We start from the raw sequence: 16,067 nt of genomic DNA, 5'->3' as shown, positions 1-16,067 counted from the left end.
CTGAGCTGGTAAAAGCGCCGGTATTATGCATGCTTTGCGCATGAGCGGCGTTTCCATATTGTGACCGGAGGTGAGCGTCGGACGCGCCCGCCGTAGCTCGATGAGCAGGGAGGATGGATGCGAACAGGGATGTTGGCGCTGGCCCTGGGCTTGCTCACGCTGCGTTTTTTGCCGGCTTTGCCGCCAGGCTGGCTGCTATTGATTGCAGCCTGTGCCGGTCTGGCACTGTTGCTATCGCGCCTTTATCCGCTGGGCTTCTTTCTGCTCGGTCTGGCCTGGGCGTGCAGTTCGGCGCAATCGGCACTGGATGACCGCCTCGATCCGCAACTCGATGGTCGTACCCTATGGCTGGAGGGCCGCGTGGTCGGTCTGCCGGAGGTGTCCGATGGCGTGGTGCGCTTCCAGTTCGAAGACGCGCACTCCCGACGTGCCGAGCTGCCGCAAAGGTTACGCCTGGCCTGGTATGGCGGGCCGCCGGTGCAGGGCGGCGAGCGCTGGCGGGTGGCGGTCAACCTGAAGCGCCCACACGGATCGGTCAATCCGCAGCGTTTCGACTACGAGGCCTGGCTGTTGGCGCAGCGTATCGGCGCTACGGGTACGATCAAGTCAGGTGAGCGCCTGTCATTCGCGACAGGGTTGGGCAGTTGGCGTGACAGCCTGCGTCAGCAACTGCTGGTCGTGCCGGCCTTTCAGCGGCAGGGCGCCATTGCGGCGCTGGTTCTGGGAGATGGTTCGGGTCTGAGCACAACAGACTGGCGCCTGCTTCAGCACACTGGAACGGTACATCTGATGGTTATCTCGGGGCAGCACATTGCGCTGCTGGCCGGGTTTCTCTATGGCCTGGTGGCACTGCTGGCGAAGCTAGGTGCCTGGCCCAGGCGCCTGCCCTGGCTGCCCTGTGCTTGTGCCTTGGCCCTGAGTGGAGCCTTGCTCTACGGTTTTCTGGCTGGTTTCGAAGTGCCGGTGCGCCGAGCCTGTGTGATGGTCGCGCTGGTGCTGCTATGGCGTATGCGTTTTCGCCATCTGGGCGCCTGGTGGCCGCTGCTGCTGGCCTTGATCGTGGTGCTGCTGCTGGAACCACTGGCTTCCTTGCAGCCGGGGTTCTGGTTGTCGTTTTCGGCAGTGGCGATTCTGGTGCTGGTATTCGCTGGTCGTCTCGGTCTCTGGGGGTGGTGGCGTGGCCTGACGCGCGCACAGTGGACCATGGCCATCGGCCTGTTGCCGATGATGCTGATCCTCGGTCTGCCGGTGAGCAGTAGCGGGCCACTGGCCAATCTGATTGCCGTGCCCTGGGTGGGCATGCTGGTCGTGCCTCTGGCGTTGTTGGGGACTTTGCTGTTGCCTGTCCCGTGGCTGGGTGAAGGGGTGTTGTGGCTGGCCGGTGGTGCATTGCACCTGTTGTTCGAACTGCTCGGCGCCATGGCAGCCTGGCTACCGGCCTGGCTGCCCAGCAACCTGCCGCTGTGGGCCTGGCTATTGGCTGCGGCTGGCGCGTTGCTGCTTCTGCTGCCGGCTGGTGTGCCCTTGCGCTGGCCCGGCATCGTGCTGCTATTGCCGGCATTGTTTCTGCCGGCGCCACAGTTGGACGACGGGCGTGCCGACATCTGGGTGCTGGATGTAGGGCAGGGGCTGGCCGTGCTGGTGCGCACCCGGGAGCACGCTCTGCTTTACGATGCCGGGCCGCGTTTTGGCGATTTCGATACCGGTGAGCGTATTGTCCTGCCTTCGTTGCGCGCGCTGAACGTGCGACGTCTCGATCTGCTGCTGCTCAGCCATGCCGATAACGATCATGCCGGTGGTGCGGCCGCGATCAAGGCCGGGATGCCGGTATCGAGGGTTGTCAGCGGTGAGCCGCAAAGGCTGGCCGATGCCCTCGGCGCCGAAGCGTGCGCGTCAGGGCAGAGCTGGCAATGGAACGAGGTGACCTTCAGGCTGTGGCAGTGGCAACGGGCCGGCTCCGGTAACCAGTTGTCTTGTGTGCTACAGATAGAGGCGGCGGGCGAACGCCTGCTGTTGACCGGCGATATCGACGTACAGGCCGAGCGGGCGCTGATGCAGGCTGACTTGCCCCTGGCCTCGCAGTGGCTACTGGCTCCCCACCACGGCAGCCGCACGTCATCCAGCCAGGCGTTCATCGATGCCGTCGCAGCGCAGCATGTGCTGATCACCCGCAGTCGCCACAACGCCTTCGGCCATCCTCACCCGCAGGTGCTTGCACGCTATCGCGCTGCGGGTGTCGAGGTGCATGACACGGCGTTGCACGGTGCCCTGCATATTCGCCTGGGGCAACATGGTACGGCGCGAGGGTTGCGAAGCGAGCCACGTTTCTGGCGGGAAAAATGAGAACGGCGGCGCCCTATGCTAGAGTGGCGCCACTTTTTCGAGGGGGATTCTCTACCGTGTGGGAACTGGTCAAAGCTGGCGGCTGGATGATGCTGCCGATCATTCTCTGTTCCATCGCTGCTGCCGGTATCGTTGCCGAGCGCCTGTGGACCCTGCGGCCCGCCCGCGTCACCCCGGCCAATTTGCTGGCTCAGGTGTGGCGCTGGATCAAGGACAAGAAACTCAACAACCAGAAGCTCAAGGAGCTGCGCGAGCATTCGCCGCTGGGGCAGATACTCGCTGCCGGCCTGGCCAACTCCAAGCATGGTCGCGAAATCATGAAGGAGTGCATCGAGGAGGCTGCCGCGCGCGTCATCCACGAGCTGGAGCGTTATCTCAATGCGCTCGGCACCATTGCCGGCATCGCGCCGCTGCTGGGCCTGCTTGGCACCGTGCTGGGCATGATCGAAATCTTCAGCTCCTTCATGGGCTCGGGCATGGCTAACGCTTCCATGCTCGCCAGCGGTATCGCCAAGGCGCTGATCACCACGGCAGCCGGCCTGATGGTGGCGATCCCAGCGCTGTTTTTCCACCGCTACCTGCAGCGCCGCGTCGACGAGTTGGTGGTGGGCATGGAGCAGGAAGCGATCAAGTTGGTGGAGATGGTGCAGGGTGATCGCGATGTCGACCTGGGCGAGGGCAAGGCGTGAAATTCCGGCGTAAACCGCGGGAGAACGTCGAGATCAACCTGGCCTCGTTGATCGACGTGGTGTTCATCCTGTTGCTGTTCTTCGTGGTCACCACTACCTTCACCCGCGAGACCCAGCTCAAGGTCGACCTACCGGAGGCCGCCAGCGGCACGCCGCCCGAGCAGACCGAGCTGAAACAGTTGGAAGTGTTGATCGCTGCCGACGGCGCGTTTTCGCTCAATGGCAAGGCACTGCTGGAAAGCAACCTGAGCAGTCTCATGGCTGCCTTGCAGAAGGAGTCCGACGGCGACAACAGCCTGCCGCTAATCATCAGCGCCGACGGCAAGACCCCGCACCAGGCGGTGATCACCGCCATGGACGCTGCCGGCAAGCTGGGCTTCTCGCACCTGCGCATCACCACGGTGGAAGCACAGGAAGCCCCCTGAAGTGAGCGCTGCTGATCGCTTGCTCGAGGCCTGGTACCGCGGTCACCCGGCGCTGACGCTGCTGCGGCCGCTGGAGTGGCTGTACCGTCGCGTGGTGCAGAGCAAGCGCACGCGTTTCCTGGCCGGTGAGGGTGATATCTATCGCGCCCCAGTGCCGGTGCTGGTGGTGGGCAACATCACCGTCGGCGGTACCGGCAAGACGCCGCTGATCCTCTTTCTCATCGAACATTGCCGCGCCCGTGGCCTCAAGGTCGGCGTGGTCAGCCGTGGCTATGGTGCCACGCCGTCGAGCCTGCCGTGGCGGGTGCGTGCCGATCAATCGGCCGCACAGGCCGGCGACGAGCCGCTGCTGATCGTCCAGCGTACAGGCGTGCCCTTGATGATCGACCCGGATCGCAGCCGCGCCGTACGTGCGCTGCTGGCCGAAGAATCGGTTGACCTGATCCTCTGCGACGATGGCCTGCAGCACTACCGGTTGGCGCGTGATCTGGAGCTGGTACTGATCGACGCCGCCCGTGGTCTGGGCAATGGGCGTTGCCTGCCCGCCGGGCCATTGCGCGAGCCAGTCGAGCGTCTGGCCGAGGTGGATGCCGTGTTGTTCAACGGCGCCGAAGCCGATAGTGCCGAGGGCTACGCCTTTCGCCTGCAGCCAACCGCGCTGGTCAACGTTGCCAGTGGTGAGCGTGTCGGCCTCGAGCACTTCCCGCCCGGTCAGGCGGTGCATGCGGTGGCCGGTATCGGTAATCCGCAACGTTTCTTCAATACCCTCGAAGCGCTAAACTGGCAGCCGGTTCCGCATCCCTTCGCCGACCATGCCCAGTACGATGCCACGCTGCTCAGCTTCGAGCCGTCGCTGCCGCTGCTGATGACGGAGAAGGATGCGGTGAAATGCCGGGCCTTCGCCGCCGCCGACTGGTGGTACCTGGCCGTCGACGCCGCGCCCACGCCGGCGTTCGTCGACTGGCTGGATGGAGAGCTGGCCCGCCTCATACCGGGGTCCTGATGACCCCAGCAAGGATTCCACCATGGACCTTAAACTGCTCGACATTCTCGCCTGCCCGATCTGCAAGGGCCCGCTGCAGCTTTCCAAAGACAAGACTGAACTGATCAGCAAGGGCGCTGGCGTGGCCTACCCGATCCGCGACGGCATTCCGGTGATGCTGGAAAGCGAAGCGCGCACCCTGACCCCCGATGAGCGTCTGGACAAGTAAATGAGCGCAGCCTTCACCGTCGTCATTCCTGCTCGTTACGCCTCCACCCGCCTGCCCGGCAAGCCGCTGCAGGACATCGCCGGCAAGCCCATGGTGCAGCATGTCTGGGAGCAGGCGAAGAAGAGTTCGGCCCAGCGCGTGGTCATCGCCACCGACGATGCGCGTATCGTCGAAGCCTGCCAGGCCTTTGGCGCCGAGGTGCTGCTGACCCGCGAGGATCACAACTCCGGCACCGACCGCCTGGCCGAAGTCGCCACCCAGCTCGGTTTGCCGGCCGACGCCATTGTGGTCAACGTGCAGGGCGACGAGCCGCTGATTCCGCCTGTGATCATTGATCAGGTGGCAGCCAACCTGGCGGCCAATCCGCAGGCCGGTATCGCCACCCTGGCCGAGCCCATCGAGGACGTCACCTCCCTATTCAACCCCAATGTGGTCAAGGTGGTGGCCGACAAGAGTGGCCTGGCGCTGACCTTCAGCCGTGCACCGCTGGCCTGGGCGCGCGATGCCTTTGCCAAGTGCCGCGATGTGCTGCCGCAAGGTGTGCCATACCGTCGCCACATTGGTATCTATGCCTACCGCGCGGGTTTTCTGCATGACTTCGTTGCCTGGGGCCCGTGCTGGCTGGAAGACACCGAGTGCCTGGAGCAGTTGCGCGCGTTGTATAACGGCGTGCGCATCCATGTCGCCGATGCGCTCGAAGCGCCGGCTGCTGGCGTGGATACCGCCGAAGACCTGGAGCGGGTGCGCCACCTGCTGGGGGCCTGATGAAGGTTCTGTTCGTTTGCCTGGGCAATATCTGCCGCTCGCCCACGGCTGAAGGCGTGCTGCGCCACAAGCTGCGTGCGGCAGGGCTGGACGGTCGTGTGCAGGTGGATTCCGCCGGCACTGGTGACTGGCACGTCGGCAAGGCGCCGGACAGTCGCACCCGTCAGGCCGCGTTGCGTCGGGGTTATGACTTGTCGGCGCTGCGTGCACGTCAAGTCGAGGCTGCTGACTTTCAACGTTTTGACCTGATCCTGGCCATGGACCAGAGCAATCTGCGCAATCTCAAGACGCTGCGCCCGGCGGCTGCTCGGGCTGATCTCGACCTTTATCTGCGTCGCTATGAACTGGCGTTGGATGAGGTGCCTGATCCCTACTACGGCGGCGACGATGGCTTCGAGCAGGTGCTGGATCTGATCGAGCAAGCCAGTGATGCGCTGCTGGTGGAAATCAAGGGGCGCCTGTGAGCCTGAATCTGCAGAGTGATGTGTCGCTCAAGGCCTTCAATAGCTTTGGTGTCGAGGTGCGTGCCCGGCATTTCGCCGCAGCCCACAACGATGACGAAGTGCGCGAGGCGCTACGCCTGGCCGGGCAGCAGGGCTTGCCGCTGCTGGTGATCGGCGGTGGCAGCAACCTGCTGCTGACCCGCGATGTCGAGGCGCTGGTACTGCGCATGGCCAGCCGTGGCATTCGTATCCTCGAGGACGACGGCGAGCAGGTGCTGGTGGAGGCCGAAGCCGGCGAGCCCTGGCATCCGTTCGTGCAATGGAGCCTGGCGCAGGGCCTCAATGGCCTGGAAAACCTCAGCCTGATTCCCGGTACCGTGGGCGCTGCGCCGATGCAGAACATTGGCGCCTATGGTGTGGAGATCAAGGATCTGTTTGCCGGCCTGACCGCTCTGGATCGGCACAGCGGCGAGCTGCGCGACTTCGCGCTGGAAGACTGTGCCTTCGCCTACCGCGACAGTCTGTTCAAGCGCGAAGCCGGGCGCTGGTTGATCCTGCGCGTACGTTTCCGCTTGAGCCGTCTGGCTGCACTGCGCCTTGACTACGGCCCGGTGCGCCAGCGCCTTGCGGAGATGGGCGTCGAAGTGCCGACCGCCACCGATGTCAGTCGAGCGATCTGCGCCATCCGCAGCGAAAAGCTGCCAGATCCCACCGAGCTGGGTAATGCCGGCAGCTTCTTCAAGAATCCGCTGGTTTCGTTCGAGCTGGCCGAGCGCATTCGCGCCGAGCGTGCCGATCTGGTCAGCTATCCGGCTGGTGATGGCCTGGTCAAACTGGCGGCTGGCTGGTTGATCGAGCGGGCAGGGTGGAAAGGCTTTCGCGAGGGCGATGCCGGCGTGCATCGTTTGCAGGCGCTGGTGCTGGTCAATTACGGCAAGGCCACGGGCGCGCAACTGCTGCAGCTGGCGCAGCGTATCCAGAGCGATGTATTCGAGCGCTTCGGTGTTGAGTTGGAGATCGAGCCCAACGTGCTCTGAACTGTAGGCAGGGCGTGATCCGCTGCCTGCCGCTCCCGGATTGCATCCGGCTACGCTTCTGCAGCGCCAGACACGGAAATGAAAAAGGGGATGCCTAGGCATCCCCTTTTTACTTACCGCAGGAGGATCAAGCCTGGGGCTTGACCTCCTCCTTGTCGGCTGGCGTTTCTTCTTCCGGCTGCGCTTGCTCTACCGCATCGCTCACGCGTTGCTCGCTTACGACAGAGGTGGCTTCGGCTTCAGCGACCGGCTCGACTACAGGAGCTGTTTCGACTACAGCGGCTTCGGCTTCTGCCGGGGCGCTTGCTTCAGCGACCGGAGCGGCGTCGACTACTGGGGCAGCTTCTACAGCCGGGGCTGCAGCGGCGGCCTGTGCAGCTTCGCGCGCCAGGCGCTCAGCTTCACGCTGACGACGACGCACTTCACGCGGGTCGTTCGGTGCGCGGCCAGTGGCATTGGCCGGAACCGCTGCGGCAGCAGGTGCTTGCTCGACCGGTGCCGGAGCAGGCTCCTGGGCAACTTCGACAGTCGGCTCAGCTTGAGCGACCGGCTCGGCAACTGGCGCTTCAACGGCAGCAGGGGTTTCGACTGCGGCCGGTTCTGCCTCAACCGCTTTCTCTGCGACCGGAGCAGCTTCAGCCACTTCACTCACAGCAGCCTCGGTTTGCGCCTCGACCGGTTGAGCAGCAGGGGCTTCTTCAACCTGAACAGACGGGGCTTCGACGGCCGGGGCTTCGCTGACCGGAGCCTCGCTGGCAACGGCTTCGCTGCTGTCGACGCTTTCTGCAACCACGGCAGCGGCAGTAGCCACGGCGACCGGGGTGACGGTCTGAGCGTCGTTACCGGCAGCTTCGCTGTTCTCGGCGCTCTCGATCAGGTTGCCATCGGCATCACGCTGACGTTCGCGACGATTGCTGCGACGACGCTGACCGCGGGAACGGCGACGTGGGCGCTCGCCATCGTTGCTGTCCTGCTCGTCGTCCTGCAGTTGCTCTTCGTTCGGCAGTGCTTCGTCCTGCAGGGCCTCGGTTTGCTCGGCACGCGGCTGACGCTCTTCACGCGGTTGACGCTGACGCTCCTGACGTTCACCACGCGGCTGGCGCTCGGCACGCTCTTCGCGTTGCTCGTTACCAGCATCGGCATCGGTATCGGCTGCGATAGGTTCACGCAGTTCACGCACGCGCTCTTCACGCGGGGCGCGTTCTTCGCGCGGCTTGCGCTCACGGCGATTTTCCTGACCTTCGCGCGGCTCACGTGGGGCGCGCTCTTCACGCGGTTGACGCTCTTCGCGAGGTTGGCGTTCTTCACGCGGTTCACGGGCCTGACGTTCTTCACGCGGGGCGCGCTCTTCACGAGGTTTGCGCTCGTCATCGCGGCGACCGCCACGGTTACGGCTCTGCTGACGACCGTTGCGGCGCTCTTCACGCGGCGGACGCTCGTTGCTTTTCTTCTCGACGACTGCGGGCTTGGCTTCTTCTTCCTTGCCGGCGAACAGGCTGACCAGCGATTTCACCAGGCCTTTGAACAGGCTTGGCTCTAGCGCCTTGCTCGGAGCCAGCGGGGTCTGTGGCTCGGCAGCGACCGGGGCGCTGCTGCGCGGTGCGGCCTTGATCGCGGCTTCCTGGCGAACCAGAGTGCGCGTGGCGGCGGCCGGCTGGGCGGCGGTTTCTTCGGTTTCCGCAGTGGCGGCGATTTCGTAGCTGGTCTGGCCGCTCAGGGCTTCCGGGCTGTCGTCACGCAGGCGCTGCACTTCGAAATGCGGGGTTTCCAGGTGATCGTTCGGCAGGATCACGATACGCGCACGGGTGCGCAGTTCGATCTTGGTGATCGAGTTGCGCTTCTCGTTGAGCAGGAAGGCGGCGACCGGGATCGGTACCTGAGCGCGGACTTCGGCGGTGCGATCCTTCAGCGCTTCTTCTTCGATCAGGCGCAGGATGGCCAGCGACAGGGATTCGACGTCGCGGATGATGCCTTGACCGTTGCAACGCGGGCAGACGATGCCGCTGGTCTCGCCGAGGGACGGACGCAGGCGCTGACGGGACATTTCCAGCAGGCCGAAGCGCGAGATGCGGCCGACCTGGACGCGGGCGCGGTCGGCTTCCAGGGCTTCACGCACCTTCTCTTCGACGGCGCGCTGGTTCTTGGCCGGGGTCATGTCGATGAAGTCGATGACGATCAGGCCGCCGATGTCGCGCAGGCGCAGCTGGCGGGCGATTTCCTCGGCCGCTTCCAGGTTGGTCTGCAGCGCGGTTTCCTCGATGTCGCTGCCCTTGGTGGCGCGCGCCGAGTTGATGTCGATGGACACCAGGGCTTCGGTCGGGTCGATGACGATGGAACCACCGGACGGCAGTTTCACTTCACGCTGGAAGGCGGTTTCGATCTGGCTTTCGATCTGGAAGCGGTTGAACAGCGGCACGCTGTCTTCGTACAGCTTGATCTTGCTGGCGTACTGCGGCATCACCTGCTGGATAAAGGACAGCGCTTCTTCCTGGGCTTCGACGCTGTCGACCAGCACTTCGCCGATGTCCTGGCGCAGGTAGTCGCGGATGGCGCGGATGATGACGTTGGATTCCTGATAGATCAGGAACGGGGCAGGGCGGCTGGTGGAGGCTTCCTTGATGGCGCTCCACAGTTGCAGCAGGTAGTCGAGGTCCCACTGCATTTCTTCGCTGGAGCGGCCCAGGCCGGCAGTGCGCACGATCAGACCCATGTCGGCCGGAGCGTTGAGGCCATTCAGCGCTTCACGCAATTCGTTGCGCTCTTCGCCTTCGATGCGGCGGGAGATGCCACCGGCACGCGGGTTATTCGGCATCAACACCAGGTAACGGCCGGCCAGGCTGATGAACGTGGTCAGGGCTGCGCCCTTGTTGCCGCGTTCTTCTTTCTCGACCTGGACGATGACTTCCTGGCCTTCCTTGAGCACGTCCTTGATGTTGACGCGGCCGCCTTCAGGAGACTTGGAGAAATATTCGCGGGAGATTTCTTTGAGGGGGAGGAAGCCGTGGCGTTCGGAGCCGAAGTCGACGAAAGCGGCTTCGAGGCTGGGTTCAACGCGGGTGATGCGGCCTTTGTAGATGTTGGCCTTTTTTTGTTCACGGGCGCCGGACTCGATGTCCAGGTCGTAGAGTTTTTGGCCATCTACCAGGGCAACACGCAACTCTTCAGGCTGAGTCGCGTTAATTAGCATTCTTTTCATGTGGTACCAATGGGTTCCGGGGCTAGCGGAAGCCACGTTAGGCACACACGACTCTCAGGGTCGGTGTCAGGCGCGTCAGAAACGGTCGTAAATCGTTCCACTGTCTAGCGACGGTCAGCCATTATCGGGCCGCGGTCGCGACGGACGTCTCCTGCTTGCTGTGGTGACAGAAAGCACTCAGTCAGGAAGAGGAATCAACTGGCGGTAGCGGACGAGATGAGGCGTCTTTGATCAAGCGATATGCTACGCAGTCCGACAGTTGTACATCTCCACCCTACACGTATCGCTGAAAATCGGGTGCCGCGCGCGGATTCCGCAGCGGTTGTCAGTTACCGCGACCGCCCGGTGGGCGAATCGCGCATCATACTCAAGGCTTTATTTCCGAAGTCTTCGTGGCCTTTTGCGGCCTTTCTAACCTGAAGAATCCGTCGGACGGCCTCACGTCCAAATACGTTTGCGCGGGCAGGGGATGGCAAGTTTGGCATTCATCCGCAAGCCAGGCCGCTTTTGGCGGCGTTCGCGACTATAGCAGCAATGATTAAGTGCTTCAATTCCATAAAAAATTGTTATGATTGCGCAATGACTACTCCCGCCTCTCCAATCTCCGGCGTTCAGCTGATCGAGGTTGCACCGGATCTCGCCGGCCAACGCATCGACAACTTCCTCAGGACACAGCTCAAGGGCGTGCCCAAGACCCTGATTTACCGCATTCTGCGCAAGGGCGAAGTGCGGGTTAACAAGGGGCGGATCAAGCCCGAATACAAACTCCAGGCTGGTGACGTGGTGCGCGTGCCGCCGCTGCGCCTGGCTGAGCGCGATGAGCCCGAGCCGCTGGCGCAGGGGCTGCTGCAGCGCCTCGAAGCCGCCATCGTTTATGAGGACAAGGCGCTGATCGTGCTGAACAAGCCGGCCGGTATCGCCGTGCATGGCGGCAGCGGTTTGAATTACGGAGTGATCGAGGCGTTTCGCCAGTTGCGTCCCGATGCCAAGGATCTGGAACTGGTGCATCGTCTCGATCGCGATACGTCCGGTCTACTGATGATCGCCAAGAAGCGCAGCATGCTGCGCCACCTGCACGAAGCGCTGCGCGGCGATGGCGTGGACAAGCGCTATATGGCGTTGGTGCGTGGCCACTGGGCGACTGCCAAGAAGCAGATCGCCGCGCCGCTGCTGAAAAGCAACCTGCGCTCCGGCGAGCGTATGGTCGAGGTGAATCCCGAGGGCAAGGAGGCGCTCACGGTATTTCGTGTGCTGCGCCGTTTCGGCGAGTTCGCCACGCTGGTCGAAGCCAGGCCGATCACTGGTCGTACCCACCAGATTCGTGTGCACGCGCAATATGCAGGCCATGGTATTGCCGGTGACAGCAAATACGGCGATGACGACTTCTCCCGCGAGATTCGCGAGTTGGGCGGCAAACGCCTGTTCCTGCATGCTTATGAGTTGCACGTGCCGCTGCCCGATGGTGGCGTGCTGAAGCTCGAGGCGCCGGTGGATGAGATGTGGGCCAAGACCCTGGAGCGTCTGAGTGCCTGATTATCAGCTACTGATTTTCGATTGGGATGGCACGCTGGTGGATTCCATCGGCCGTATCGTCGAGGCCATGCACCGTGCTGCTGATGTGGCGTGCGTGCCGCGCTGCACGGATGTTGCGGTGCGCGGGATCATTGGTCTGGAGCTGGGTGTGGCGATTCGCACGCTTTACCCGGAACTCGATGAGCCGCTGCGAATCGAAACCATCCGGCGTGCCTACAGCGAGCAGTATCTGGCGCTGGAAACCGAGCCGTCGCCACTGTTCGAGGGTGTGCGCGAGTCGCTCGAGGTCTTTCGAGATCAGGGTTATCGTCTTGCCGTGGCCACTGGCAAGGGGCGCAAGGGGTTGCATCGGGTGCTGGCTGACAAGGGTTGGCTGGATTACTTCGATATCACCCGTTGCGCCGACGAGACGGCGAGCAAGCCTGATCCGCTGATGCTGCATGAGATTCTTGCACATTGCCGGGTGCAGCCCGAGCGCGCGCTGATGGTGGGGGATTCGACCTTCGACCTGCTGATGGCGCGCAATGCCGGGATGGATGCCGTGGCGGTAGGTTTCGGTGCACAGCCGTTGTCGGTGCTGCGCGAGTGCTCGCCGCGTTTGACGATCAATGAATTCAATGAGCTGCGTGCATGGCTGGAAGGCCGTCAGGCGCAGCGTCCTGCAGAGGTGAGTGAGCATGTCGGATGAGTGGAAGTCATCGTCTTTGTCTGGTGAGGATGCCAAAAGCTGGAAGTTGCTGGAGAAGGCGCTGTTGTCCAGTGTTCAGGAGCAGCGTCGCTCGCGGCGCTGGGGCATCTTTTTCAAGCTGCTGACCTTCATTTACCTGTTTGGTGCGCTGGCGTTGGTGTTGCCAGCGCTCAACCTGAAGTCGGCCTCGACCACCACTGCGCATACGGCATTGATCGACATTCGCGGCATGATCGCTGATCGTGAAGAGGCCAGTGCTGACAAGGTGGTGGGCAGTCTGCGCGCCGCCTTCGAGGACGCCAATACCAAAGGTGTGATCCTGCGCATCAATAGCCCGGGCGGCAGCCCGGTGCAGTCCGGCTACATCTATGACGAGATCCGTCGTTTGCGCGGCGAATATCCGCAGACCAAGGTCTATGCGGTAATCAGTGATCTGGGTGCCTCCGGTGCCTACTACATTGCCAGTGCGGCTGATGAGATCTATGCCGACAAGGCCAGTCTGGTCGGCTCTATTGGTGTCACGGCGGCCAGCTTCGGTTTCGTCGAAGCCATGGAGAAGCTTGGTGTGGAGCGTCGCGTCTACACCTCGGGTGAGCACAAGGCGTTTCTCGATCCGTTCCAGCCGCAGAAGGAAGAGGAAACCCGCTTCTGGAAAGGGGTGCTGGAGACCACGCATCGCCAATTCATCGAAAGCGTGAGGCAGGGGCGCGGTGAGCGTCTCAAGGCGGACGAGTATCCCGAACTGTTCTCGGGTTTGGTCTGGTCGGGCGAGCAGGCGCTGCAGCTGGGGTTGGTCGATGCGTTGGGCAGTGCCAGCTATGTGGCGCGCGAGGTGATTGGCCAGAAAGAGATGGTCGACTTCACTCAGCGTGATACGCCATTTGATCGCTTCGCCAAGCGTCTGGGTACCAGTGTGGCGGATCGAATCGCGTTGTGGATGGGCTTTCAGGGGCCGACGCTGCGTTAGGGCGTACCCCGTAGGGCGGGTGCAACCCGTCGACCGAGATTGGCGGGTTGCACCCGCCCTACGGCACTTCTATTTCTTCGTTGATCAGCATGTCCACTAAGCGAATCAGTGGCAGGCCGACCAGGCTGGTGGCGTCTTCGCCCTCGGTGCTGCGAAACAGGCTGATGCCCAGACCTTCGGACTTGAAGCTGCCGGCGCAATCGAATGGCTGCTCGCGTTGCAGGTAGCGCAGGATCTGCTCGTCGCTCAGTGGGCGAAAATGCACGGTGAAGGGTACGCATTCGACCTGGCATTTGCCGGTGCTCGAATTGAGCAGTGCCAGTCCGGTCAGAAAGGTGACGCTGCTACCGCTGGCGGCGCGCAGCTGTTGCTGGGCTCTCGGCAGATCGTGGGGTTTGCCGAGTATTTGTCCATCGCCGAGTGCGGCGACCTGGTCCGAGCCGATGATCAGATGCTCAGGATGGCTGGCGGCGAGGGCGCGGGCCTTTTCTTCGGCCAGGCGCTTGACCAGGTCGATGGCTGCTTCGCCGGGCAGGCGGGTTTCGTCGATGCTCGGCGATTGCCAGGTAAAGGGCAGTTGCAGGCGTTCGAGCAGCTCGCGACGGTAGGGTGAACTGGAGGCGAGCAGCAATGCGGGCATGTTCTCTTCCTTTTATATAGGTGCGCGGGGAATTCTACTGATCGCCGCTACTTGTGGGCGCCTCTAAAAACGTAGGCGACGACTGCAAGGATGCAGGAGGTAGAGCGAAGCAGGAAGCCCGAGCCGAGGCAGTCAGCGCAATACCGATGGCGGCCCCATAAAAGCAGGCGAAAAACGACCGGGGTCGCACCCGACTTTACGCGCTGTAAATGAGCGCTTGATTCGCTTCGCTCACCCCTTCGGGGTCGCGCTAAAGCGCGTTCAGCCTTCGGCTGTGAGCCTGTTTTTAACGCCGCGATGGCAACGCTGGTAGTTTTTAGAGGTGCCCCTGAAGACAGGCTGAATTTCCTTTGACATGGGCAGGGTGCATCCCTAGAATGCTGCGCCTATGTTGAATGGGCCGATTCCACCTCACGTTGATCCGCGCAAGCTCGCCGACCGCGAAGCTACCCTTGAAGGGCGGCTCGAACTGGCCAGCCTGCCGCGTCTTTGCGACCCGCTTTCCGATACGGTTGGCGCGGTGCAGGCGAAGTTTCATTTCGCCCGTGACGAGCAGAAAACTGTGGTTATCCGCAGTGAGCTCGAGGTTGAGGTCAAAATGGTCTGCCAGCGTTGTCTGGAGCTGGTCGCGCTACCCATCCGCAGCGAATGTGAATACGCCGTGGTTCGGGTTGGAGCGAACACTCAGTCCTTGCCTAAGGGCTACGACGTGCTGGAAGTGGGCGAAGAGCCGCTGGAGCTGCTTGGTCTGGTCGAGGAAGAGTTGCTTCTCGCCTTGCCCATCGTTCCTGCTCATGCCCCTGGTGATTGCCAGCAGCCGGACGGTCTCGATGAGCCCGTGCCAGGCGAGGACGAGGTATCGCGGTCCAACCCGTTCAGTGTATTGGCGCAGTTAAAGCGTGACCCAAACGTTTAGGAGTTAATCAATTATGGCTGTTCAGCAGAACAAAAAATCCCGTTCCGCCCGCGACATGCGTCGTTCGCACGACGCCCTCGAGGCCAGCACCCTGTCCGTAGAGAAGAGCACCGGTGAAGTTCACCTGCGCCACCACGTTTCTCCGGAAGGCGTGTACCGTGGTCGCAAAGTGATCGACAAGGGCGCTGACGAGTAATCCTTGTCCGCCTCGATCATCGCGATTGATGCAATGGGTGGGGACTTCGGTCCCCACTGCATTGTTCCGGCCTGCATTTCTGCGCTGGCCGAATTCCCCTCGCTGCACCTGGCCCTCGTCGGCCAAGCTCCCCTTATCGAAGAACAGCTCGCTCGCCAGTCCGGCGTCGATCGCTCGCGCCTGCAGGTTCATCACGCTAGTGAAGTGATCGCCATGGACGAACGTCCGGCTCAGGCCCTGCGCGGCAAGCCGGATGCCTCGATGCGCGTGGCGCTGGAGCTGGTGCGCCAGCGCCAGGCGCATGCCTGCGTCAGTGCCGGCAATACCGGTGCGCTGATGGCGCTGTCGCGTTACGTGCTGAAGACGCTACCGGGGATCGATCGGCCGGCCATGGTCAGCCCGATTCCCACCGAGCGCGGTCACTGCTACCTGCTGGATCTGGGCGCCAACGTCGATTGCAGTGCCGAGCACCTCTATCAGTTCGCGATCATGGGCGCCGTGGCGGCCGAGACGCTGGGCGTTTCTCGGCCGCGAGTCGCCTTGCTCAATGTCGGTACCGAAGACATCAAGGGCAATCAGCAGGTCAAGCTGGCGGCCAATATGCTGCAGCAGGCGCATGGGCTGAACTTCATCGGCTACATAGAGGGCGACGGCATGTATCGCGGCGAAGCCGATGTCGTGGTGTGCGACGGCTTCGTTGGCAATATCCTGCTCAAATCCAGCGAAGGCCTGGCCAAGATGATCACCGGGCGGGTCGAGACGCTGTTCAGCGATGGGTTGTTCGCCCAGGCGATAGGTGCCCTGGCGATGCCGTTGTTGCGACGCCTGAAGGCTGATCTGGCGCCGGCGCGGCACAATGGTGCGAGCTTTCTCGGTCTGCAGGGCATCGTGGTCAAGAGTCATGGTGCGGCTGGCCAGGAAAGCTTTCAGAGTGCCATTCGCTGTGCGCTGCGCGAGGTGCAGGAGAATTTGCCGCAGCGACTGCATGGTCGCCTCGAGGACTTGTTACTGTAAACTC

At 62.8% G+C, this 16,067-nt stretch carries 16 protein-coding genes; 14 read left to right on the top strand and 2 right to left on the bottom strand.

Annotated elements, in window-relative coordinates:
- Positions 1–117: 117 nt before the first annotated feature.
- From PSOLE_RS07295 to murB, 8 genes are read left to right on the top strand one after another with little or no spacing between them, the layout of a single operon-like run.
- The gene (locus tag PSOLE_RS07295) at positions 118–2,343 is read left to right on the top strand and encodes a DNA internalization-related competence protein ComEC/Rec2 (protein ID WP_074855950.1); all 2,226 of its coding nucleotides are present in this window, start codon (positions 118–120) and stop codon (positions 2,341–2,343) included.
- A gap of 56 nt (positions 2,344–2,399) precedes the next feature.
- The gene (locus tag PSOLE_RS07290; RefSeq protein ID WP_039964821.1) at positions 2,400–3,032 is read left to right on the top strand and encodes a MotA/TolQ/ExbB proton channel family protein; all 633 of its coding nucleotides are present in this window, start codon (positions 2,400–2,402) and stop codon (positions 3,030–3,032) included.
- Complete coding sequence (locus tag PSOLE_RS07285; protein ID WP_003461976.1) at positions 3,029–3,457, top strand: ExbD/TolR family protein; 429 nt, start codon at positions 3,029–3,031, stop codon at positions 3,455–3,457. Before PSOLE_RS07290 ends, PSOLE_RS07285 begins: the two co-directional genes overlap by 4 nt.
- A 1-nt stretch (position 3,458) precedes the next feature.
- The gene (gene lpxK, locus PSOLE_RS07280) at positions 3,459–4,460 is read left to right on the top strand and encodes a tetraacyldisaccharide 4'-kinase (protein ID WP_003461971.1); all 1,002 of its coding nucleotides are present in this window, start codon (positions 3,459–3,461) and stop codon (positions 4,458–4,460) included.
- A gap of 22 nt (positions 4,461–4,482) precedes the next feature.
- Positions 4,483–4,668, top strand: coding sequence for a Trm112 family protein (locus PSOLE_RS07275; RefSeq protein ID WP_003461970.1), 186 nt, complete (start codon positions 4,483–4,485; stop codon positions 4,666–4,668).
- On the top strand, positions 4,669–5,433 hold the full coding sequence (kdsB, locus tag PSOLE_RS07270) for a 3-deoxy-manno-octulosonate cytidylyltransferase (protein WP_003461969.1): 765 nt from the start codon (positions 4,669–4,671) through the stop codon (positions 5,431–5,433).
- Positions 5,433–5,897, top strand: a complete 465-nt coding sequence (locus PSOLE_RS07265) for a low molecular weight protein-tyrosine-phosphatase (RefSeq protein WP_003461968.1) — start codon at positions 5,433–5,435, stop codon at positions 5,895–5,897. Before kdsB ends, PSOLE_RS07265 begins: the two co-directional genes overlap by 1 nt.
- Entirely contained in the window at positions 5,894–6,913 is a 1,020-nt protein-coding gene (murB, locus tag PSOLE_RS07260; protein WP_003461965.1) for a UDP-N-acetylmuramate dehydrogenase, read from the top strand. The genes PSOLE_RS07265 and murB overlap by 4 nt, the downstream gene beginning before the upstream one ends.
- Before the next feature lie 127 nt (positions 6,914–7,040).
- Here the strand turns inward: murB and rne are convergent, their stop codons facing one another.
- Positions 7,041–10,109 (bottom strand): ribonuclease E, encoded by a 3,069-nt coding sequence (gene rne / locus PSOLE_RS07255; protein ID WP_074855953.1) that lies wholly within the window; start codon positions 10,107–10,109, stop codon positions 7,041–7,043.
- Between the two features lie 579 nt (positions 10,110–10,688).
- Here rne and rluC point away from each other — a divergent pair.
- The 3 genes from rluC to sppA are packed head-to-tail and all read left to right on the top strand — an operon-like array spanning position 10,689 to position 13,297.
- Positions 10,689–11,642, top strand: a complete 954-nt coding sequence (rluC, locus tag PSOLE_RS07250; RefSeq protein WP_074855955.1) for a 23S rRNA pseudouridine(955/2504/2580) synthase RluC — start codon at positions 10,689–10,691, stop codon at positions 11,640–11,642.
- Entirely contained in the window at positions 11,635–12,330 is a 696-nt protein-coding gene (locus PSOLE_RS07245; RefSeq protein WP_074855957.1) for an HAD-IA family hydrolase, read from the top strand. The genes rluC and PSOLE_RS07245 overlap by 8 nt, the downstream gene beginning before the upstream one ends.
- Positions 12,320–13,297, top strand: coding sequence for a signal peptide peptidase SppA (gene sppA, locus PSOLE_RS07240; RefSeq protein WP_074855959.1), 978 nt, complete (start codon positions 12,320–12,322; stop codon positions 13,295–13,297). Before PSOLE_RS07245 ends, sppA begins: the two co-directional genes overlap by 11 nt.
- Positions 13,298–13,355: 58 nt before the next feature.
- On the opposite strand, the gene PSOLE_RS07235 is transcribed toward sppA, so the two are convergent.
- Complete coding sequence (locus PSOLE_RS07235) at positions 13,356–13,937, bottom strand: Maf family protein (RefSeq protein ID WP_003461954.1); 582 nt, start codon at positions 13,935–13,937, stop codon at positions 13,356–13,358.
- 388 nt (positions 13,938–14,325) lie between these two features.
- Here PSOLE_RS07235 and PSOLE_RS07230 point away from each other — a divergent pair, with 388 nt between their 5' ends.
- The 3 genes from PSOLE_RS07230 to plsX are packed head-to-tail and all read left to right on the top strand — an operon-like array spanning position 14,326 to position 16,063.
- On the top strand, positions 14,326–14,853 hold the full coding sequence (locus tag PSOLE_RS07230) for a YceD family protein (RefSeq protein WP_003461952.1): 528 nt from the start codon (positions 14,326–14,328) through the stop codon (positions 14,851–14,853).
- 13 nt (positions 14,854–14,866) lie between these two features.
- The gene (gene rpmF / locus PSOLE_RS07225; RefSeq protein ID WP_003245185.1) at positions 14,867–15,049 is read left to right on the top strand and encodes a 50S ribosomal protein L32; all 183 of its coding nucleotides are present in this window, start codon (positions 14,867–14,869) and stop codon (positions 15,047–15,049) included.
- A 3-nt stretch (positions 15,050–15,052) separates the two neighbouring features.
- The gene (gene plsX, locus PSOLE_RS07220; protein ID WP_074855961.1) at positions 15,053–16,063 is read left to right on the top strand and encodes a phosphate acyltransferase PlsX; all 1,011 of its coding nucleotides are present in this window, start codon (positions 15,053–15,055) and stop codon (positions 16,061–16,063) included.
- Positions 16,064–16,067 lie beyond the last annotated feature (4 nt).

The organism is Pseudomonas oleovorans subsp. oleovorans (assembly GCF_002197815.1).
In the GTDB taxonomy this organism is placed as follows: Bacteria; Pseudomonadota; Gammaproteobacteria; order Pseudomonadales; family Pseudomonadaceae; genus Aquipseudomonas; species Aquipseudomonas oleovorans.
This window is presented reverse-complemented; position numbering and strand designations above follow the sequence as displayed.